The sequence below is a fragment of the Sulfitobacter sp. genome (assembly GCF_036960155.1).
Classification (GTDB): Bacteria; Pseudomonadota; Alphaproteobacteria; order Rhodobacterales; family Rhodobacteraceae; genus Sulfitobacter.
The window spans coordinates 623,080-642,852 of sequence record NZ_JBALWB010000001.1; the positions used below are offsets into that span (position 1 = coordinate 623,080).

26 protein-coding genes are annotated in these 19,773 nt (G+C 54.2%); 19 read left to right on the forward strand and 7 right to left on the reverse strand.

Annotated elements, in window-relative coordinates; all coding sequences use genetic code 11:
• Positions 1-53: 53 nt before the first annotated feature.
• The 3 genes from V7775_RS03140 to V7775_RS03150 all read right to left on the reverse strand — a co-directional run bounded on the left by V7775_RS03140 (position 54) and on the right by V7775_RS03150 (position 2,279).
• Positions 54-812: a F0F1 ATP synthase subunit A gene (locus V7775_RS03140; protein ID WP_335750402.1), complete on the reverse strand. Its 759-nt coding sequence runs from the start codon at positions 810-812 to the stop codon at positions 54-56.
• A gap of 2 nt (positions 813-814) precedes the next feature.
• A complete protein-coding gene (locus V7775_RS03145; RefSeq protein WP_335750403.1) occupies positions 815-1,195 on the reverse strand; it encodes an AtpZ/AtpI family protein in 381 nt (126 codons plus the stop codon).
• A 172-nt stretch (positions 1,196-1,367) separates the two neighbouring features.
• Positions 1,368-2,279 carry a LysR substrate-binding domain-containing protein gene (locus tag V7775_RS03150; protein WP_335750404.1) on the reverse strand — a complete coding sequence of 304 codons (912 nt, stop codon included), beginning with the start codon at positions 2,277-2,279 and terminating at the stop codon, positions 1,368-1,370.
• 355 nt (positions 2,280-2,634) lie between these two features.
• On the opposite strand from V7775_RS03150, the gene V7775_RS03155 reads away from it, so the two are divergent.
• Entirely contained in the window at positions 2,635-2,976 is a 342-nt protein-coding gene (locus tag V7775_RS03155) for an ArsR/SmtB family transcription factor (RefSeq protein WP_335750405.1), read from the forward strand.
• Positions 2,977-3,151: 175 nt separating this feature from the next.
• Here the strand turns inward: V7775_RS03155 and V7775_RS03160 are convergent, their stop codons facing one another.
• Both V7775_RS03160 and V7775_RS03165 read right to left on the reverse strand, forming a co-directional pair.
• Complete coding sequence (locus tag V7775_RS03160) at positions 3,152-4,060, reverse strand: DMT family transporter (protein WP_335750406.1); 909 nt, start codon at positions 4,058-4,060, stop codon at positions 3,152-3,154.
• Positions 4,060-4,938: a LysR family transcriptional regulator gene (locus tag V7775_RS03165; protein WP_335750407.1), complete on the reverse strand. Its 879-nt coding sequence runs from the start codon at positions 4,936-4,938 to the stop codon at positions 4,060-4,062. The genes V7775_RS03160 and V7775_RS03165 overlap by 1 nt, the downstream gene beginning before the upstream one ends.
• 118 nt (positions 4,939-5,056) lie before the next feature.
• Here V7775_RS03165 and V7775_RS03170 point away from each other — a divergent pair, with 118 nt between their 5' ends.
• The 14 genes from V7775_RS03170 (at position 5,057) to V7775_RS03235 (ending at position 14,344) form a co-directional block, all read left to right on the forward strand.
• The gene (locus tag V7775_RS03170) at positions 5,057-5,623 is read left to right on the forward strand and encodes an FMN-dependent NADH-azoreductase (protein ID WP_335750408.1); all 567 of its coding nucleotides are present in this window, start codon (positions 5,057-5,059) and stop codon (positions 5,621-5,623) included.
• Positions 5,624-5,821: 198 nt separating this feature from the next.
• Positions 5,822-7,315 (forward strand): signal recognition particle protein, encoded by a 1,494-nt coding sequence (gene ffh, locus V7775_RS03175; RefSeq protein WP_335750409.1) that lies wholly within the window; start codon positions 5,822-5,824, stop codon positions 7,313-7,315.
• A complete protein-coding gene (locus tag V7775_RS03180) occupies positions 7,316-7,837 on the forward strand; it encodes a GNAT family N-acetyltransferase (RefSeq protein WP_335750410.1) in 522 nt (173 codons plus the stop codon).
• Positions 7,834-8,355 (forward strand): GNAT family N-acetyltransferase, encoded by a 522-nt coding sequence (locus V7775_RS03185; RefSeq protein WP_335750411.1) that lies wholly within the window; start codon positions 7,834-7,836, stop codon positions 8,353-8,355. Before V7775_RS03180 ends, V7775_RS03185 begins: the two co-directional genes overlap by 4 nt.
• On the forward strand, positions 8,352-8,654 hold the full coding sequence (locus V7775_RS03190; protein ID WP_335750412.1) for a chorismate mutase: 303 nt from the start codon (positions 8,352-8,354) through the stop codon (positions 8,652-8,654). The genes V7775_RS03185 and V7775_RS03190 overlap by 4 nt, the downstream gene beginning before the upstream one ends.
• 13 nt (positions 8,655-8,667) lie before the next feature.
• Entirely contained in the window at positions 8,668-9,060 is a 393-nt protein-coding gene (gene rpsP / locus V7775_RS03195; RefSeq protein WP_335750413.1) for a 30S ribosomal protein S16, read from the forward strand.
• 15 nt (positions 9,061-9,075) lie between these two features.
• Positions 9,076-9,705: a 5,6-dimethylbenzimidazole synthase gene (gene bluB, locus V7775_RS03200; protein ID WP_335750414.1), complete on the forward strand. Its 630-nt coding sequence runs from the start codon at positions 9,076-9,078 to the stop codon at positions 9,703-9,705.
• The gene (locus tag V7775_RS03205; RefSeq protein ID WP_335750415.1) at positions 9,705-9,854 is read left to right on the forward strand and encodes a hypothetical protein; all 150 of its coding nucleotides are present in this window, start codon (positions 9,705-9,707) and stop codon (positions 9,852-9,854) included. The genes bluB and V7775_RS03205 overlap by 1 nt, the downstream gene beginning before the upstream one ends.
• On the forward strand, positions 9,851-10,387 hold the full coding sequence (gene rimM, locus V7775_RS03210; protein ID WP_335750416.1) for a ribosome maturation factor RimM: 537 nt from the start codon (positions 9,851-9,853) through the stop codon (positions 10,385-10,387). The genes V7775_RS03205 and rimM overlap by 4 nt, the downstream gene beginning before the upstream one ends.
• A gap of 2 nt (positions 10,388-10,389) precedes the next feature.
• Positions 10,390-11,181, forward strand: coding sequence for a hypothetical protein (locus tag V7775_RS03215; RefSeq protein ID WP_335750417.1), 792 nt, complete (start codon positions 10,390-10,392; stop codon positions 11,179-11,181).
• Complete coding sequence (locus V7775_RS03220; protein ID WP_335750418.1) at positions 11,171-11,959, forward strand: hypothetical protein; 789 nt, start codon at positions 11,171-11,173, stop codon at positions 11,957-11,959. The genes V7775_RS03215 and V7775_RS03220 overlap by 11 nt, the downstream gene beginning before the upstream one ends.
• On the forward strand, positions 11,956-12,753 hold the full coding sequence (gene trmD, locus V7775_RS03225; RefSeq protein WP_335750419.1) for a tRNA (guanosine(37)-N1)-methyltransferase TrmD: 798 nt from the start codon (positions 11,956-11,958) through the stop codon (positions 12,751-12,753). Before V7775_RS03220 ends, trmD begins: the two co-directional genes overlap by 4 nt.
• Positions 12,746-13,492: a polysaccharide deacetylase family protein gene (locus V7775_RS03230; RefSeq protein WP_335750420.1), complete on the forward strand. Its 747-nt coding sequence runs from the start codon at positions 12,746-12,748 to the stop codon at positions 13,490-13,492. The genes trmD and V7775_RS03230 overlap by 8 nt, the downstream gene beginning before the upstream one ends.
• A 3-nt stretch (positions 13,493-13,495) precedes the next feature.
• Positions 13,496-14,344, forward strand: a complete 849-nt coding sequence (locus V7775_RS03235; protein ID WP_335750421.1) for a GNAT family N-acetyltransferase — start codon at positions 13,496-13,498, stop codon at positions 14,342-14,344.
• Between the two features lie 72 nt (positions 14,345-14,416).
• Here V7775_RS03235 and V7775_RS03240 read toward each other — a convergent pair whose 3' ends face one another.
• Together V7775_RS03240 and ppk2 are read right to left on the reverse strand one after the other, a co-directional pair.
• On the reverse strand, positions 14,417-14,659 hold the full coding sequence (locus tag V7775_RS03240; RefSeq protein WP_335750422.1) for a YdcH family protein: 243 nt from the start codon (positions 14,657-14,659) through the stop codon (positions 14,417-14,419).
• An 11-nt stretch (positions 14,660-14,670) separates the two neighbouring features.
• Complete coding sequence (ppk2, locus tag V7775_RS03245) at positions 14,671-15,552, reverse strand: polyphosphate kinase 2 (RefSeq protein ID WP_335750423.1); 882 nt, start codon at positions 15,550-15,552, stop codon at positions 14,671-14,673.
• 304 nt (positions 15,553-15,856) lie between these two features.
• On the opposite strand from ppk2, the gene rplS reads away from it, so the two are divergent.
• The 4 genes from rplS to V7775_RS03265 all read left to right on the forward strand — a co-directional run bounded on the left by rplS (position 15,857) and on the right by V7775_RS03265 (position 19,685).
• The gene (gene rplS / locus V7775_RS03250; protein WP_335750424.1) at positions 15,857-16,231 is read left to right on the forward strand and encodes a 50S ribosomal protein L19; all 375 of its coding nucleotides are present in this window, start codon (positions 15,857-15,859) and stop codon (positions 16,229-16,231) included.
• A gap of 5 nt (positions 16,232-16,236) precedes the next feature.
• Positions 16,237-16,458: a 50S ribosomal protein L31 gene (gene rpmE, locus V7775_RS03255; RefSeq protein ID WP_335750425.1), complete on the forward strand. Its 222-nt coding sequence runs from the start codon at positions 16,237-16,239 to the stop codon at positions 16,456-16,458.
• Between the two features lie 256 nt (positions 16,459-16,714).
• Positions 16,715-17,524 (forward strand): division plane positioning ATPase MipZ, encoded by an 810-nt coding sequence (locus tag V7775_RS03260; RefSeq protein ID WP_335750426.1) that lies wholly within the window; start codon positions 16,715-16,717, stop codon positions 17,522-17,524.
• 487 nt (positions 17,525-18,011) lie between these two features.
• Positions 18,012-19,685, forward strand: a complete 1,674-nt coding sequence (locus V7775_RS03265) for an ABC transporter substrate-binding protein (protein ID WP_335750427.1) — start codon at positions 18,012-18,014, stop codon at positions 19,683-19,685.
• Positions 19,686-19,773: the final 88 nt, after the last annotated feature.

Genomic DNA, 19,773 nt, shown 5'->3' on the forward strand with positions numbered 1-19,773 from the left:
CGTTGGAAGTTGTAGTGTAAGTGGCGGACACATGCCCGCCGTTCGTTAGGTTGTTAGTGGTGTGGGTGAAGTGCGTCCTTAAGGTACACACAAGTCAGGATCGTAAAGACGTAAGCCTGAATAAAGGACACTAGGACCTCCAGACCGTACATCGCCGTGATCCCGAGGATCGCGATGGGCGACACAGCAACCAATGCTGCAAAGCCTGCGAAAACTTTGATAACTGCGTGACCAGCCATAACGTTACCAGCCAAACGAATAGAGTGGCTAACGGGGCGCACGAAGTAAGAGATAAGCTCGATTATCGCCAAGACGGGGCGCAGAGCCAGTGGAGCCGAAGCCACCCAAAACAAGCTCAAGAAGCCAGCACCGTTTTTGACAAAACCAAGAACCGTCACAACGATGAATACCGCAAATGCCAAAACAACTGTCACAGCGAAGTGTGATGTAGGCGTAAACGCCGTTGGAAGCATGCCAAGGAAGTTGGCGCAAACGATAAACATGAACAGTGTCATGATGTAAGGAAAGTACTTAACGCCTTCTTTGCCACAGATGTCTTCGACCATCTTATAAACAAATCCGTAGGCCAACTCAGCAACAGATTGCATCCGGCCCGGAACTACCGCGCGCTTGGATGTACCGACAACCAACAACAAGAAAACCGCCAAAACAGCAAAACCCGTCCAAAGCGCCGAGTTAGTGAACGTGTACCAGTGTACTGGGCCGTCACCGCTCAAAGGCGATACGATGAACTGATCCATCGGGTGAAAGACCAGACCGCCTTCTTCTGCGCCGTGTGCTTCTGTTGCCATGTCTAGGCCCCTTCACTCTCTTCACCCTTAGTGGGTGGTTTTACTCTGCCCCTATTAGGGACGTATTCGATGCCAGCCTCTTCGGCCAACTTTTGGTCCTGCATTTCCTGCGCAGAGCGGAGCATCGTCCTTACTCCAGCCGCGAGGCCCAACATGACAAACAGCACCATGAAAATGGGCAGTGTTCCAAAGAACAAGTCTAGCCCGTATCCGATGCCGAAACCGATCCCAAGACCGGCAACAAGCTCTATCACCATTCGCCAGGCCATCTGGGCCTGAGAGTAGTGTTCATCCGCACGTGGTTCCGGCGCCGCTGCGCCTTTGGCCTCTACAATCCGCGCCTTGATCGCGGCCATTTCTGCTTTGCGATCTTGGTCGTTCATGTGTTTGGCCCCACTGGGATGTCTTGCACGGTAGCTACTGCGCACTGCCCCCCGAGTCAACGACCACCATGAACCACCTAGAAGACTGATTAGTAATGATAATTCATATCGTGCGCGCAGGTGCCGCAGTTGGTTTTTGGAAATTTGGCGTAATTTTGGCTCAGCTTGTTATTCAACCATTTGGTTGATCTTTAGACAAAGCGCTCCGCCAACACTCCGTTTCTTCCAGCATCCAATTGCGGAAAACACGCACTGCCTTGCGGCGCAACGCCCCATCCGCAAAGAGCATATGATACCCGCCTTCGCGAAACCCGATGTCGGAAACTGCGGCCAGCCTACCCGCCGCCACTTCGCTTGCGACGACCTCATCAGAAACCAACAAAATGCCCTGCCCCGCGATTGCCGCCTCTACCGCAAGAATTGACGACATCCGCCATCCTGCTTCGGGCACGTCACTGGCAGCAACACCACCAGCCTTGGCAAACCACTCGCCCCATGTCCCGTTTGTTCGATCTCGCATCAAAGGATAGTTCAACATCTCTGCCGGATTACTTATCGGGTCAGATACCAACGAAGGGGAGGCATAGGGACGTAGCATCGCATCGCTAATAAGCACGGACCCCGGATACACGGCGCCCGGCGGGATAAATCGAATGGCAACGTCAGCCTCATAGCGGGCAACGTCAGCCAAATAACGCGAAGCCTCTATTCGTAAATCGACGTCTGGGAATTTGGTTTGGAACTCTGCCAAACGAGGGATAAGCCATTTCGTAGCAAACAGCGGCTCACTGTTAAGCGTCACCGCGCCTTCGGGAGCCTGCGTCAACCCTTCGGTCGCTTCGGCGATTGCGTCCAGCGCCGGACCAACACGCGCCAGATATGCCGCGCCATCCGGAGACAGCTTGATGCCGCGCGCATTATCTCTGAACAACTGGACCCCAAGGCGATCCTCCAACCCGCGCACATGGCGACTAATGGATGAATGGCTGACGGAAAGCTCCTGCGCGGCACGGCTAAAGCTCTCGTGGCGGCCCGCAGCCTCAAAGGCGCGCAGTGCATTTAGCGGAGGGAGACGGCGACTCATACAAGATTTGTGCGTTTTTTGCACAATACATGTCAAGCAATGGTCTTTGTGTATTTCGACCAGATACGGGACAAAAGCATATGTTTATATATCAAATAGAGCCGCTATTCATCCGCCCGAACGAGGGCAACTCAAACACTAGATCTGTGCGTTTTTTCAAATTTCTAAACCGCATTGGCAAGAGAAAGCCACGGAACCCTCATATTGCCGGACTTTCCCAGCATCTTGTACGTGACGCAGGGATTGATCCCAACAGCGCGATCGATCCCAGACGTAACCACACGCTTTTCAATATCCATCATCCGCGACTTTGATCGCTTTCCCCGCCGCCCCACTCGGGATATATACAACACCTATGGCATCCAAGCTCGACACCACATTTGCGGCATTGGCCGATCCCACGCGCCGCGCGATCCTCGCGATGTTGTTGGAGGACGATATGGCAGTGACTGATGTTGCGGAGCCGTTTGAGGTCTCTCTGGCCGCGATTTCCAAACATCTGGGTGTTTTGACTATGGCTGGCCTGATCACTCAGGAAAAACGCGGGCGGGTAAAGTGGTGCAAATTAGATCCAGATGCAATGCGCTCGGCATCTGTTTGGATGCAGGGGTTTGGCCAGTTCGAGCCTGTAAATCTTGATGCCTTTGAGCGGTTCCTCAAGCAAGAACTTCCCGAGCCACCAGAGGCGTCAGGTTGATTCTATTGTGCGAGCCCGAACCTTGGGTCGCTAAATAACGCCCATTCCACGCAGAATGAGAACTACAACCGCAACAAGTACGACGAGATAGATAATGTTACGCATGGGAAATACCTCCTCAGTTATTCCTGACTAAGACATTACGCGCCACGATCAAATCCAGCAAATGCGAAATTCACGTGGCTTCAGCACGCAGCGCGACCGCATCATCATCACGTAGCAGTAAAAGCAGCGCCAATATTGTCAGCCCAATACCCACCGCAATCATGACAGGCGGTAGGCTATTGCCCAGCGCCGCTTCCCAACAGATGACCCAGCTTGGAACAAGATAAGTGTATGCCATGACTTTGGCCGAGGGCAGGCGCAGCGTCGCAAACTGGACCAATACAAATGTGATCGCACTCGCGCACAACGAAACATAAAGGATCGTCACCCAAACCATCGGACGCAGTGACGCCCAGTCAGTTGCACGAATGTCCCCCATCCCGACCACAGCTAATAACAACGCACCCGCAACCAAGGTACCGAACGAAAACACTACAGCGCTTTCTCCGCGATTCAGCCGCCGGACCAGCGGAGTATAGACCGCATGGGCAATACATCCGAAGAAAAAGATGACCTCGCCACGTCCGATATCAAACGCCAGCAGCGCCGCCATATCCGCACGAAAAATCACCCAAAGCGCGCCAGCCGCCCCGATCCCTAACGCAACAGCCATCCGCAAAGTTGTGCGTTGCCGCAATAAGAACCAAGCAAACACACCTGCCATAGCAGGGACCAAAGTAAACACAGCCGCTGAGCTAACTGGCGCAGAGGTTTTGAGTCCCTCAAACATCAACACAAAATAGATCGCAAACAATCCGCCCAACAGCAGGTACCGCCACGGTGCAGCGAATGCACTGCGCGGGATGCCTGTCGTCATCATCGCCACAGTCCCAACCGCAACACCTGCAATCACAAACCGGACCGCATTTAAAGCAAGCGGTGCAATTTCATTGGCAACCATCCCGCCCAACGAAAATGACCCTGCGACCAGAGCCGAAAAAAGCAGCATGGCAAGGTGGCCTTGTGCCTGCGGAGCCATCACAAAACACCATCCTGCATATGTGATTTCAGAAACTTCAAAAGCGCTTGCACCTTACTGGTTCTATGCAAATCCATATGCGTCACCAACCATAACGGCGAAGACCATTCTGGACGCGGCGCGGCGACCCTTACCAGATCAGGAATACCTGCGGCATCCTGCGGGGCCAAAAATCCAATCCCGGCACCACCACTCACGGCCAATGCCAGTGCCTGCACATCATCACTGCGAAACACCACGTTCTCACGCGCGACCTCTTTTGACATCCATCTATAGCAAGGTGCGCGGCTCTCTGCGTCCTCATGACCAACAAAACGGTGCTGTTCATAGTCTTCTGGTCCATTCGGAACACCGTGTGCAGCGACATAAGCTTTGGACGCGTACAGCCCCATTGGCTGATCCGCCAACGGTTGGGCTACGTTATCTGGCTGTTCTGGCGCTGTCCCCGCTCGAATGGCCACATGTGCTTCACCATATTCCAGACGAAACAGGCGATCTCCGGTGAGGTAGCGCACAATCACGTCTGGGTATTCTTCCTGAAACGCAACAAGAAGCGGGGCAATACGCGGCGCAAAGGACATAAGTGAAGTCACAACCAAATCACCGGACACTTCATTCCCACGCCCCTTGATGCGGCTCACCAATTGGCTGAACTGGTCTTCGGTGGCTTGAGCAACACGCAAAAGGTCCTGCCCAGCCTCCGTAGCCGTATAACCCCGTGCATGGCGCTGGAACAACTTGATGCCCAAACGGTTTTCCAGCGAATCGATGTGCCGGATCACAGTGGCATGATGCACACCTAGTACTTCGGCTGCACCGCTCACGGTGCCCTTACGCGCCACCTGAAAAGCAGTGCGCACCTCATCCCAATTTTCCATCGCCTTACCTTACTTCATCTCTGTGCAAATTCACACACAACTCGTTCGATATTATATCTATCGTGTATTTTTGCAAAGCCATATCTTCCCGCTATCTTCAAACAAATGGATCACCCCAATGCCCATCCTTCATATCACCTCATCAGCGAACCCCGGCGAATCCAATTCTTCCATGCTGGGCCGCGAAACCACCGCGCATTTGGAAGGCGACGTCACCACGCGTGACACAAACGCAGCCCTTCCCGCAATTGATAGCGCATGGATCGCAGCCAACTTCACGCCAGCAGCCGACCGCACCGCCGAGCAATCAGCCCGCCTCGCCCTTTCTGACACCCTTATTTCAGAAATTCAAAACGCGGATACGCTGGTGATTTCAACGCCACTCTATAACTTCTCCATACCTTCCACGCTTAAGGCATGGATTGATCACATCTGTCGCAGTGGAATCACGTTCAATTACACTGAAAACGGCCCGATAGGTCTTTTGACAGGCAAACGTGCGGTCATTGTAATCGCTACTGGCGGCACGCCCACAGGGAGCAACATGGATTTCGCCTCCAACTACCTGCGTTTCGTATTGGGCTTCATCGGGATAACGGATGTGCAAATCATCGCGGCCGACCGTGTCATGGCGCAAGGTGAGCAGGCGATCACTGATGCGCGCGCGGCCATCGCAGCCCTATGACAAAGGAGGCAGGCGGTTGACAGCTGCCTGCCTCACCGCTAAATGCTAGCTCAAATCTCCGGAAGCAAAGCCTTCCGGTCCTGACTCGTTCAGGATCGACCCCAGTCAGCGTATTACGCCCACTGGGGCATTTGTGCATTTACGCGAGGCTTCCTACATAGAAGCCATACCGCAACCGACGAAAAGGGGCTCCCGCCCATGTTTGAGAATCTCAGCGAACGCCTCTCTGGTGTCTTTGACCGCCTGACCAAACAAGGCGCGCTCTCCGAAGAGGACGTAAAAACGGCCCTGCGCGAAGTTCGTGTTGCCCTGCTGGAGGCTGACGTCTCCTTGCCGGTGGCACGTGATTTTGTGAATGCCGTACAGGAGAAAGCGACGGGTCAAGCCGTCACGAAATCCATTACGCCGGGCCAGCAGGTCGTCAAAATCGTACATGACGCCCTTATCGACACCCTGCGCGGTGAAGGTGAGCCAGGTCATCTGAAAATCGACAGCCCACCTGCCCCGATCCTGATGGTCGGTCTACAGGGCGGCGGTAAAACCACCACGACCGCCAAACTGGCCAAACGTTTGAAAGAAAAAGACGGCAAGCGCGTGTTGATGGCATCCCTCGATGTTAACCGCCCCGCGGCGATGGAACAGCTTGCGATCCTTGGTCAACAAATAGGCGTAGACACCCTGCCGATCGTTAAGGGCGAAAACCCTGTACAGATCGCCAAACGCACCAAGACCCAAGCCTCCCTTGGCGGCTATGACGTATACATGCTCGACACTGCAGGCCGCTTGTCCATTGACGACGAGCTGATGGCACAAGTTGAGGCCGTGCGCGATGTGGTTACGCCACGCGAAACATTGCTGGTTGTCGACGGTCTGACGGGCCAAGACGCCGTTCAAACCGCCGAGAACTTTAACCAGCGCATTGGCATCACTGGCGTTGTCCTGACGCGTATGGATGGCGATGGCCGCGGTGGTGCTGCCCTATCCATGCGTGCAGTCACAGGCCGTCCGATCAAATACGTTGGCCTTGGCGAAAAGATGGACGCGCTCGAAACATTCGAGCCTGAACGCATTGCTGGCCGTATCCTTGGCATGGGCGACATTGTTGCACTGGTTGAAAAAGCTCAGGAAACCATCGAGGCCGAACAAGCCGAAAAGATGATGCGCCGCATGGCGAAGGGTCAGTTCAATATGAACGACCTCAAGATGCAGCTTGAGCAGATGATCAAAATGGGCGGCATGCAAGGCATGATGGGCATGATGCCCGGCATGGGCAAAATGGCCAAGCAGGTCGAAGAAGCCGGCCTTGACGACAAAGTCCTGAAACAACAAATCGCCCTTATCAACTCCATGACAAAGAAAGAGCGCGCTAACCCCGCGCTCCTGCAAGCGAGCCGTAAAAAGCGGATCGCCAAAGGTGCAGGCATGCAGGTGTCCGACCTTAACAAGCTGATGAAAATGCAGCGCCAGATGTCTGACATGATGAAGAAGATGGGCAAAGGCAAAGGCGGCATGATGAAAACCGCCATGAAACAGATGATGGGCAAAGGCGGCATGGACCCTGCGGCAATGGCCCAAGGCATGGACCCCAAAGCGCTGGAAGCAGCCGCCAAGCAAATGGGTGGGAAACTGCCCGGCATGGGCGGCGGTATGGGCCTGCCCGCAGGCCTGTCTGGCTTTGGTAAGAAAAAGTAAGTGACACCAGCACCCATCATAGAAACAGACCGCTTGATCCTACGCGGTCCGGTTGCTTCGGATTTCGAAGCGATTGCAGCATTTTATGCTGATCCCATCCGGTCGGTTGGGTTTGGCGGCGTATTGCCGCGTGACGAGGCATGGCGCTGGTTCGCAAGCTCAATTGGGCACTGGCAGCTGCGCGGCTACGGCTTTTGGACAATCACATTTAAGGGCGACGATACCGCCGCAGGGATTTGCGGGCTGTGGAATCCTGAAGGCTGGCCAGAGCCTGAAATTGGCTGGATCGCATTTGACGGCTTTGAGGGTAAAGGCATCGCATTCGAGGCCGCCACTGCTGTGCGCGCACATGCGTACTCTGCGTTGGGTTTCACGACACTTAGCAGCAACATCGTTCCTGGTAATGAGCGTTCAATCGCCCTTGCCGAACGCCTTGGTGCTAAATTTGAACGTACCTACACAAACGTCAACATGGGCACCGAGAACCTCTATCGCCATCCCGCTCCTGAGGCGCTGACATGAGCGTGATGACAGATCATATTCCCGTGGTTGAGACACCCCGCTTGCGTCTTCGTGCACCCAAGATGGATGATCTTGCGCCCCTTACAGCATTCTATGCGACGGACCGCAGCCATATGGTTGGCGGCCCACAAGACGAGCGTAATGTGCATCGCATGATGCTGTCCACAATCGGCAGCTGGGCCCTAAAAGGTCACGGCATGTGGCATATCGCAGACAAAGACACTGATGAAATGCTCGGCTCAGCCGGTATCATTTTTGCACCGGGCTGGCATGAACCTGAATTAGGTTGGTCCGTATTTGCAGGCGCCGAAGGGCGCGGCATTGCATTCGAAGCGGCACAGGCTGCACGTAAATATGCGGCACAAAATCTAGGTCACGACGGCGTAATCAGCTACATCGCACCTAGCAATACGCGGTCTGCTACACTTGCCACACGTCTGGGTGCCGTACTGGAGCGTGAAGACACGTTCCTCGATGCACCCGTTCACGTTTACCGTCATCCAAAGGGGGCAATATGACCGATCCAGTAAAGATCGCTGCGCAGGTTCTTAAAGAGCACCGCGCAAGCATTGACCGCCTTGACGCGATCCTCGTCTATACATTGGGCGAGCGGTTCAAACACACTCAGGCTGTGGGGAAACTCAAAGCCGAACACGACCTTCCCCCGTCCGATCCAAACCGCGAAGCGGACCAGATCGCACGGCTAGAAGATTTGGCAACTCGGGCCGATCTGGACCCCGAATTCGCCAAGAAGTTTCTCAACTTCATCATCGCTGAAGTCATTCAGCACCACAAACAACATCAAGATAACACCTAAAGGACTACACACCATGGCTATGAAAATTCGTCTCGCCCGCGGCGGTTCCAAAAAGCGCCCATTTTACCGTATCGTTGCAGCAGACAGCCGCATGCCACGCGATGGTCGCTTCATCGAAAAGCTGGGCACATACTCCCCACTGCTGCCAAAAGACAGCGAAGACCGTGTTAAAATGAACATGGAGCGCATTGAGTACTGGTTGGGTCAAGGCGCACAGCCAACAGACCGTATCCAGCGTATGTTGGAAGCTGCGGGCGCACGTCCAAAGACGGATCGCAGCAACCCAACGAAGGGTACTCCAGGCAAAAAAGCGCAAGACCGTGCGCAAGAGAAAGCCGACAAGGCAACGGCCGCAGCAGAAGCAGCAGCCGCTCCAGCAGTAGAAGAAGCGACTGCAGAAGAGTAAAAAGGACAGCCCGGTATGCATGAGTTTTCAGATGATTTCCGTGCCGGGCTGACCGACCTGATGCGATGGCGCCGCGATGTGCGCCAGTTTCGCACGGATCCAGTGGATGAGGCACTTGTTCAAGAGTGCCTCTCCACTCTTTCTTTGGCCCCTTCCGTCGGGCTATCAGAACCTTGGCGCGTCATGCGTATCCGTTCTGAAGCCGCGCGCAAAGCCGCGCTTGATAATTACCAAACTGCAAATGCACGTGCCCTTGAAGGATACAGCGGCGATAAAGCTTCGCTTTATGCGTCACTCAAACTATCTGGCATGCGCGAAGCACCTGAACATCTCGCTATATTCTGTGATGATAACACGCCCAAGGGTTCTGGCCTTGGCGTGGCTAGCATGCCGGAAATGCGCCGCTATTCCGTGGTGGGTGCTATCACGTTGATGTGGCTCCACGCCCGCACACTGGGCCTAGGCATCGGGTGGGTCTCTGTTTTGGATCCTGAACAATTGTGCCGTGATCTGGATGCACCAGAAGGCTGGTCCCTTGTCGCTTATCTTTGCCTTGGCTGGCCGCGCGATGTATCCCTAACACCAGAGCTTGAAACAAAAGGCTGGGAGGCGCGTGCCGCATCCCTGCATATTGAGGACCGCTAATGTTCCGACTACTTAAATTCTCCGTTGTTCTTGGCGTTGGTGCTTACCTTGGCTTTCAGGCCAAAGAGATGTTGATGAAGGCCGAATGTACGTCTGGCGATGGCCAATGGACGGGTTCAGTTTGTGTAAATTCAGGGGTGTCCCAATGAACGATGATCTTATTTGTGTTGGTGTTATTTCAGGTTCTTATGGCGTTAAGGGCGAAATGCGAGTCAAAAGCTTTTGTGCTATTCCCGAAGACATTCAAAACTATAGCCCACTGACAGATGAAGCCGGCGAGCAACAGTTTGCATTGGCCATTCTGCGACCCATCAAAAACGGCTATTCCGCCCGGCTGCCCGAGATCGCGACAAAAGAAGATGCTGATGTCATGCGCGCTACAAAGCTGTATGCACCGCGCAACCAACTACCATCATTGCCCGATGACGAATATTACCATGCCGATCTGATTGGATTGGACGTCTATGATACTGGTGGCGAATTGCTGGGCCGTGTAAAAACAGTCCAAAACCACGGCGCTGATGATTTGCTAGAGCTACAACTTAGCGGAACCTCAACTACCACATTCCTGCCTTTCACACTAGCGGCAGTGCCCACGGTAGACCTTGCCGCTGGCCGGATCATCGCTGACCCGCCCGATGGCATTTTGCCCACGCCAAAGCCTGCACCCACCGAGAGTTGAGCGTGCGGCGCATCATCATCCACGCGGGATTTCACAAAACTGGCACCACCAGCCTGCAACAAACACTGCGCGCAAACCGTGCAGCGTTACGGCCCGATATCCGTCTGGTGCTGCGCCCCAGTATGACCGCCCTATGCGAAACCGCACGCGCCTATAGCCGTTCGCGTGAAGACTATGATCTGGGGTTGGTAAAATACGAGGCGGCGTTGCTGGCCGAGACATTGCAAGAAGAGGATGCGAACACCATCCTCATCACCTCAGAAGATCTAAGCGGTCACATGCCGGGACGTCACGGGTTACATGGATATGGTGCCACGCCGCATTTGATGCGTGCTCTTTCGGTGGCCTTTAAGGCGGCAGCCCCTGATGATGAGTTGACGTTTTTCTTTACCACACGTGCAGCTGATCCTTGGCTGCGAAGCTGCTACACGCAACATCTTCAGGCGTCCCGCATGGTGTGGGACGAAGAAGACTATCTCAAGCGTTTCAAGACTTCAGCGGATCATGACAAGACCCTTGATCTGATCAAACGCGAAATCTCGGACCATGCACTTGTAAGCACATCCCTTGAGGAACATATCGAACGCCCCTTGGGTCCAGCCGAAGCCCTATTGGATCAATTGAATCTTAGTCCTGAATGCCGCGCGGTATTGAAAGCAGGCGTTCTTCGCAATGCCGCCCTATCTGACGAAATCAAAGCCGAACTTCTGGCCCTTAACCGTTCAAATCTAGAACCTACAGCCCTGCGCAAGGCCAAACGAGCCTTCCTAGATGAGGCCAAAGATGCCGCGTAAAATCGTTATTCATGCAGGGTTTCATAAAACGGGCACCTCGACGGTTCAAGCTGTCTTGCGAGACAACCGCAAAGCCCTGATGCCAGCCCTCGCAATCCGCCTCAAAGGTCAGATGCAGGAATTGATGCATGCAACGCGTGGGTATTCTACCGATGGCACTCCGGATGCGTTGGACAAGGTAAGCCGCCGCTTTGATGCGTTGCTAACGGACCTGCCCGGCATGCCACGCCGGACATTATTGATGAGCGCCGAAGAACTATCGGGGCATATGCCCGGACGCGGCGCGCTTACTGATTATAGCGCAACTCCGGTGTTGATGTATCTTTTCTGGGAACGTGCGAAAGCCGCCTTTCCCAAAACGCCCGTTCACTTTGTCTTTGCAACCCGCAACCGGGCTGATTGGCAACGCTCTGCATGGGCAGAACACGTAAAATCATCGGGCATGACATTGGATTATGATAACTACATTCAACGCTACGCTGGCGCATCCGACCTTGCGCAAATCGTCCAAGATGTAACGCGTCGCGTACCAGCTCCCGTACACAGCTATGCCCTTGAGGACTGCGCGTCCCTGCCCCTTGGGCCAGCAGACCCTGTATTGGACATATGCGATATTCCTGCGGACATTCGCGCGGCCCTTGTACCGCAACCACCGCAAAACACACGTCTGAGTGAGAACACTCTCGCCGCCTTGCTAGAGATCAACCGAACACATACAGACACCAAAGCACGCAACACCGCAAAGGATGCGTTGCTGGGTAAAGGACCACAAACATGACACCGCCCAACCGCTCACACGGGAAACAACGCGTGATCCCCAGCCTAAAACCGCGCGAACTGATGCGCGACGTGCCTGATTATGCACATGTATGGCAGGCCCATATCCTCACCCTATTCCCCGAACTGTTCCCCGGTGTGTTGGGTGCCAGCCTGACGGGCCGCGCCCTAAAAGAAGGGCGTTGGCAGTTGCACCCCCATGATCTGCGCGCGCACGGCCTCACGAAACATCGCAATGTTGACGACACCCCTGCTGGTGGTGGCGCAGGCATGGTGCTGCGCGCCGATGTTGTTGGTCCAGCAATTGAGGCGGTGCAGTCACGCGCGCAAGGCCGGTGGCCGATCTTGTACATGTCGCCACGTGGACGGCGGTTTGATCAGGCTATGGCCCGCGATTTGGCCGATTGCGCTGGCGTGACCATGCTGTGTGGTCGCTTTGAAGGCGTAGATGAACGCGTCATCGAACACTACGGCATAACCGAAGTCTCCCTTGGGGATTTTGTGATGACGGGTGGTGAACTGGCAGCTCAAGCCATGATCGATGCAACCGTACGCCTGTTGCCCGGTGTTTTGGGCAACGCCGATAGCACAGTTGAGGAAAGCCACTCTGCCGGGTTGTTAGAGCACCCTCAGTACACCAAACCCGCCGAGTGGAAGGGTCACGAAATCCCTCCTGTTCTGATGTCGGGCAACCACGCCGAGATTGCAAAATGGCGGCGTGAAATGTCTCACAAGCTCACTCAGGAACGCCGCCCCGATCTGTGGGCAGCACATAAAGCGCAGATCCATGACTGATTGGATCGCACTGGACACCGAACTGGAACAATGGGACGCCGCAGGCATCACCCCGCAACTGTGGTGGCGCGATGACGACGCCCAAACAGTCACACCCGCGCTAGAGCGCCTGCTACATCTTTCCCAAACCTATAGCGTTCCAGCGCATATTTCCGTGATCCCTGAGGGGCTACAGCCCGATCTGGTTCTACGTCTGCGTGACACAGATCACGCATATGTCCTGCAACACGGTCTGCGCCACATCAACCACGAACCAAAGGGCCTGCCCGCATCGGAAGTTGGGAACACCCGCGACCTCACCTTGCAAAAAGACGACCTTCAGCAAGGGTGGAACATTTTGCAGACTGCGCAAATGCCCCGTTTATTGAACGCATTTGTCCCGCCGTGGAACCGGATCGGGGATGCCACCCGCAGGCTGCTGCCCGAATGGGGGTATAGTTTTCTATCCGCCTATGAAGGGCGCGGCGATGCGGCACCCGTTGAAGGGCTCGTGCATATTGATGCGCACCTCGATCCGATCCGCTGGAAATATGACCGCGTCTTTCGCGGCGAAGCCAAGATGCTGGCGATGTTTCTGGAACACCTAAAAGACCGCCGCATGAATGCACCTACAAAGCCCATCGGTTACGTGACCCACCACCTACAGACAGGCGATGATATCTGGGAATTTTCGGATCAGCTGTTTGCCCGAACACGCGGAATGTGGGTAACCGTCCCTGAAATGCAAAAGGAAGCCTAAGCCATGTTGAATGTTACCTTTGCCACGATAGATCAGCGCGCTGAGGTTGAGGCCTTTATGCATGCTGCGTTCCCGCGTGCAAAATGGGGTGCGGATGGCTGGAAGCGTTTGCTCGCCAATCGTTGGGGCGGCAAAAACGGTGAATTTGCAGTGACCGCGCGGGATGGCGACCAATTGGTTGGCGTGATGGGCATGAATGACAGTCTGCGCCACACCCCGCGCGGCCCGCGGCGCTATCGCAACCTGACCTCATGGTATGTCTTGAAAACACATCGCGGCATGGGCCTTGGTGAAAAACTGATGCATCATGCGATGGCCGACCCTGAGGCAACGTCGACCAACCTGACCAGCGCTAAAGCGGCATTGCCGCTGGTAGACCGGATTGGGTTCAAAGTGCTGGATGCCCAGCGGCATGTCTGGCAGCAAAACGGCACCGCCCCCTTATCCCAAACCCTAGACCCTTTGGCGGACGCTGACTTAAATCCCGTTGATGCCCAAGTATTGGCGGATCATGCAGACCTCAATCTCAAGCCTATGGTGATCGAGACATCCGATGGGCCGATCACGCTGGTTCTTTCTGTCAAACAAAAGGTCAATGAATACGTCACACATGAGGTCGTCTATGTGGGTCAACCTGAATTGCTAGCCGCACATGGCCGTGTGATCGCCGACACGTTGCTGCCTGAAGTGGGCGGTGTTTTCAGCATTGATAGCCGGTTGGTGAACGGCGCAACCCCAGATGCCACAGAACAGATAGAAGTGCCCCGGTTTTACAAGGGAACCAGCCTGCTACCGGCAGAGATCGACCATATGTATTCCGAGATCGTACTGATGGGTATGAAACTTTACTAAAAAACAAGCTTCGGATTCGCCATTCCATAAGGGCGACAGAGGCATCTCGTCGGCCTGAGATGCCTCCAAAGTTCAGGCGTTTTCCCGCAGGTACGCCGCGATATCATCTTTCAACGTCATCCGCTCACGGCGCATCTTTTGCATATTCTCATCGCTGGTCGGTTCTACATCGGCTTCGGCGCGGTGAATGGCGCGATTCAAGGTATGATATGCATCTGACATCTTGGCGAAATGCGCATCAGATTGGCGCAAGGCAGCCATCTGTTTTACTTGTTGCGGGAATTCTTCGTGAAGTTCGTGTGGGGTATGTGACATACTCTTCCTCTTTAAGATTTGCGGTGTTTCGGGTGTAAAGATGAAGCCAAGATGTGTTGGCTTTGCTGCAACAATGCTTCGGCCTGATGAAAGATTTTAGGATCCGGCGCTTTGGCCACTTCGGGGTCTTTTTCAGGATAATCCAGCTCGGACAGGAAGTGACGCATGCAGGTAAGGCGCGCCCGCTTTTTGTCGTTGGAGCGGATTACTGTCCAAGGCGCATCTGCGGTGTCTGTATAAAAGAACATCGCCTCTTTGGCCTCGGTGTAATCGTCCCACTTACCTAAGCTTGCACGATCAATCGGTGACAGTTTCCAGCGCTTCAGCGGATCTGTTTCTCGTGAGGCAAAGCGTTGTTTTTGCTCTTCGCGTGTGACCGAGAACCAATATTTGAAAAGCCGAATACCGCTACGGGCCAACATGCGTTCGAACTCAGGTGTTTGACGCATAAATTCAAGATATTCTGCAGGCTCACAGAAATCCATCACGCGCTCAACGCCCGCACGGTTATACCACGAACGGTCATAAAGAACCATTTCACCGTTTGTTGGCAGATGCTTAACGTATCGCTGGAAGTACCATTGGCCGCGCTCTTTATCCGTTGGTTTATTGAGGGCAACAACCCGCACGGCACGTGGGTTTAGATGTTCTGTAAAGCGCTTGATCGTGCCGCCTTTACCAGCAGCATCCCTCCCTTCAAACAACAACACAAATTTCTGTCCCGTCTCTTGAATCCAATGCTGAACCTTCAGCAGCTCAACCTGCAACGCCGCCTTTTCAGCTTCATAGGCACGGCGAGATAATTTGGTTTTATAGGGATATTCACCCTGCTCGAATCCTACGATTTGGGCATTACGTGCCTCTTTGATTTGGTCTTTTGGCGCGTCAGTCATTCAGGTCCCTTCCAAAGTCATATTCTTTGCCCCAAACATACCCCACGACGGCAGTCGTATTTTGACATGGATCAAGCCCCTTCCAAACAACTCGCCCCTTGATCCGCTCCCCCATCAAGCCTATACGCGCAACAACTCAGAATCGCTAAATTGCGACTCAGGGTGTTTGCGCTATGCGCGCATACCAAGCAAAGAAGATCGTTACCTCCGGTGGGCTGTGCGCAGACCCGATAGACAGACCGAAGCTCTGGGATCACATTAAAAACTTCGTGGCATACCACGAGCATCATAGGAGACGCATCAGATGAACCTGATTGCTCAAATCGAGGCGGAACACATCGCCGAACTCGCCAAGGAAATCCCTGATTTCCGCGCTGGCGACACGATCCGGGTTGGCTTTAAAGTCACCGAAGGCACACGTACCCGTGTGCAGAACTACGAAGGCGTTTGCATCAGCCGCAAGCACGGCAAAGGTATTGCCGGCGCATTCACTGTTCGCAAGATTTCTTTTGGCGAAGGTGTGGAGCGTGTATTCCCGCTGCACTCCACAAACATCGACAACATCACCGTGGTTCGCCGCGGTCGTGTACGTCGCGCCAAGTTGTACTATCTGCGTACACGCCGTGGTAAATCCGCGCGTATCGTCGAGAACGCACACTACAAAGCACCGAAGGGGTAAGTTAGATGAAAACCGATACACATCCCGAGTACCATACGATCAACGTCAAAATGACCGACGGCACGATCTTGGAAATGAAATCAACTTGGGGCAAAGAAGGCGATCAACTGTCGCTTGATATCGACCCTACAGTACACCCAGCATGGACCGGCACATCCGGTCGTCTGCTGGATACTGGTGGCCGCGTGTCCAAGTTCAAAAACAAGTACGCAGGTCTGGGCTTCTAAACCCACCTCAATATTTCGGATTAAAAGGCGTACCCATTGGGTACGCCTTTTTTCGTCTGAAGGTCCGGATTATGCTGGGTCCAAAATGGGCGTCGGCCATTAAATGCACTGCAACTTTTTTTCGTCAAAGGCGGCAAGGATGTCCCAGTGTTTCATATGTCGGGCGTTCAATGCTTTCCAAAGGCCCAAACCCCACATATAGTGCCATTATCAGCACCCTGCGCTAAGGCAGGCAACGAATAAGAAGGTATCGGGCATGGCGCATATTATCGTCGTCGGAAACGAAAAAGGCGGCGCAGGGAAATCTACGGTTTCTATGCACGTTGCTACTGCCTTGGCTCGAATGGGTCACCAAGTCAGCGCGTTGGATTTAGATTTACGTCAGCGCACATTTGGCCGTTACGCCGAGAATCGTCAGTCCTTTCTCAAAGAATCCGGCCTAGAGCTCCCCAGCCCTCGTTGTCACGAATTGCCCGAAGTTGACGCAAGCAATCTAAAGCCAGGCGAGAATGTCTATGACCACCGCCTATCCGCCGCTGTGGCTGAGCTGGAACCAAACAACGACTTCATCCTTATCGACTGCCCCGGCTCCCACACGCGATTGAGCCAAGTTGCACACAGCCTTGCTGATACGCTGATCACCCCGTTGAACGACAGCTTTATCGATTTTGATCTACTGGCCCATACTGACGCCTCAGGCGATAAGATCACCGGCCCATCGGTCTATTCCGAAATGGTCTGGAACGCGCGGCAATTGCGCGCGCAGGCCGGCCTACCTCCGATTGACTGGGTCGTTGTACGCAACCGAATGGGCGCACAGCGGATGGTCAACAAGGACAAGATGGAGCGGGCGGTTCAAAACCTCAGCAAGCGTATCGGTTTTAGGATTGCACCGGGATTTAACGAACGCGTCATTTTTCGCGAACTGTTCCCTCGCGGCCTGACGCTGCTGGATCTCAAGGATATCGGGGTCAAACAGCTTAATATCTCCAACATCGCAGCCCGCCAAGAGTTGCGCGACCTGATTAAAGCCTTAAACTTGCCGGGTGTTGACGCCGACTTCTAAAGTGTTTGGCTAGCCTTTGCTGTGATCCCAAAGATGATCCATTTAGAGGCAGGATGCATTTTATCCAGATGCGAAGAATCGGCAAATTTGATCTTTGTTGAAGGCTAAAAGCGCCTTCAACTGAATAAATCGACTTTTTACTGTCGCAAACCCAATGTCAGCCCACCGAATGAGGAAGCGGCAAAGAAAGCGCCACTATCTCCAAGGCGACGTTGAGCGCAGGCAAATGTCGTTATTGCCCCTTTGCACCAACACTGTTTGCCGCAGATGGCCTTGTTTTCCAAACGGGGCGTAAAGTTGGTCGATATATTCCCCCCTTCTTGGGGTTGACGGACAAGCCGTATCAAACAATCATCCGCCTTCAGTGCCCGAGCGTCCGGCCGCACCAATAGTAGGAAAAACCTACAGTCGCCAAACCCTTCAATGGGTCTTACGTGGCAGCACACCAAACGACGTGCCGCCACTTGTACAACAGAGAGGAAGATAGATGACATTCACCACCCGCACTGGCAAACCGCTGCCGCAGTCCATTCTGGATAGCGCAGATCAAGCCAAAGCAGATCCCGTTAACCGCCGCGAATTCCTTGCAATGGCCAGCGCCTTTGGCGCCACTACGGCTACAGCATACGCCATGATCGGCATGGCAGCGCCAGCACAAGCAGCATCTCATGCAGACAAAAAGATGGGCGGCACTGTGCGCATGCAGATGGAAGTCCGCGCACTAAAAGACCCGCGTACATATGACTGGTCTCAGATCGCAAACTTCTCACGCGGTTGGTTGGAATATCTCGCCATCTACGAAAACGACGGTACGTTCACTCCTGCCCTGCTGGAAAGCTGGGAGATCAATGATGACGCCACACAGTACACATTGAACGTCCGTAAAGGCGTAACGTGGAACAACGGCGAAGATTTTACTGCTGATGACGTTGCACGCAATATCACAGGCTGGTGTGATAAGTCCCTTGAGGGCAACTCAATGGCAGGCCGCTTTGCGACATTGATCGACGAAGCCTCCGGTAAAGCAGCTGATGGCGTCATCGAAGTTGTGGATAGCCACACAATCAAACTGAACTTGCCCGCGCCAGACATCACATTGATTGCTGGTATGGCTGATTATCCTGCGGCAATCGTACACAGCTCGTTCAGCGCAGACTCTATGATCGACAACCCGATCGGAACTGGCCCTTACCTGCCAGAAACCCTCGAAGTTGGCGTCAAAGGTGTGCTGGTCAAGAACGCTGATCACACATGGTGGGGAACCGAACTAACTGGCGGACCCTACATCGACCGCTTGGAGTACATCGACTACGGTACAGACCCGTCCGCATGGATTGCGGCTGCTGAAGCCGAGGAAGTCGATGCGTTCTATTCCATGGAAGGTGAATTCATTGATATCATGTCCAGCCTCGACGGCTGGGTAGAGCATGAAATCGCCACAGCAGCGACCATCGTCGTTCGCCCGAACCAGCTGGCCGAAGTAGACGGCAAGCGCCCCTACGAGGACGTTCGTGTCCGTCAGGCCCTTGCGATGGCTGTGGATAACAATGTCCTGCTTGAGCTGGGCTATAGCGGTCGAGGCATTCCAGCCGAAAACCACCATGTTGGTCCAATGCACCCCGAATATGCCGAACTGCCTGCACGCAAGGTAGACCCAGCAGGTGCTAAGGCCCTGATGGAAGAAGCAGGCATGGCCGACTTTGAGCACGAATTGTTCTCAATCGACGATGCATGGCGCAAAGATACAACTGACGCCGTGGCAGCCCAGCTGCGCGACGCAGGTATCAAGGTGAAGCGGACAATCCTACCCGGCTCCACATTCTGGAATGACTGGACGAAGTACTCCTTCTCTTCAACCAACTGGAACCCTCGCCCACTTGGCGTTCAGATCTGGGCTTTGGCCTACCGTTCCGGCGAAGCGTGGAACGAATTTGGTTGGTCAAACGCAGAGTTCGACGCATTGCTGACACAAGCGTTGGCCACTCCGGACGTGGAAAAACGCCGGGCTCTTATGATGAAAGGTCAAGCGATGATTCAGGACGAAGGCGTTACGATCCAGCCTTACTGGCGTTCGCTCTATAACCATACAAAAGACGGCCTGACAGGTGCGGACCACCATATCAGTTTCGAATACCATCCAGCACGGATGGCATGGAGCTAAAGCGCTTCACCGCTAATTAGAACGACAAAAGGGCCGCGTATTTCGCGGCCCTTTTTTTGGGAGTACCAGATTTTCGAATACGGTGCTG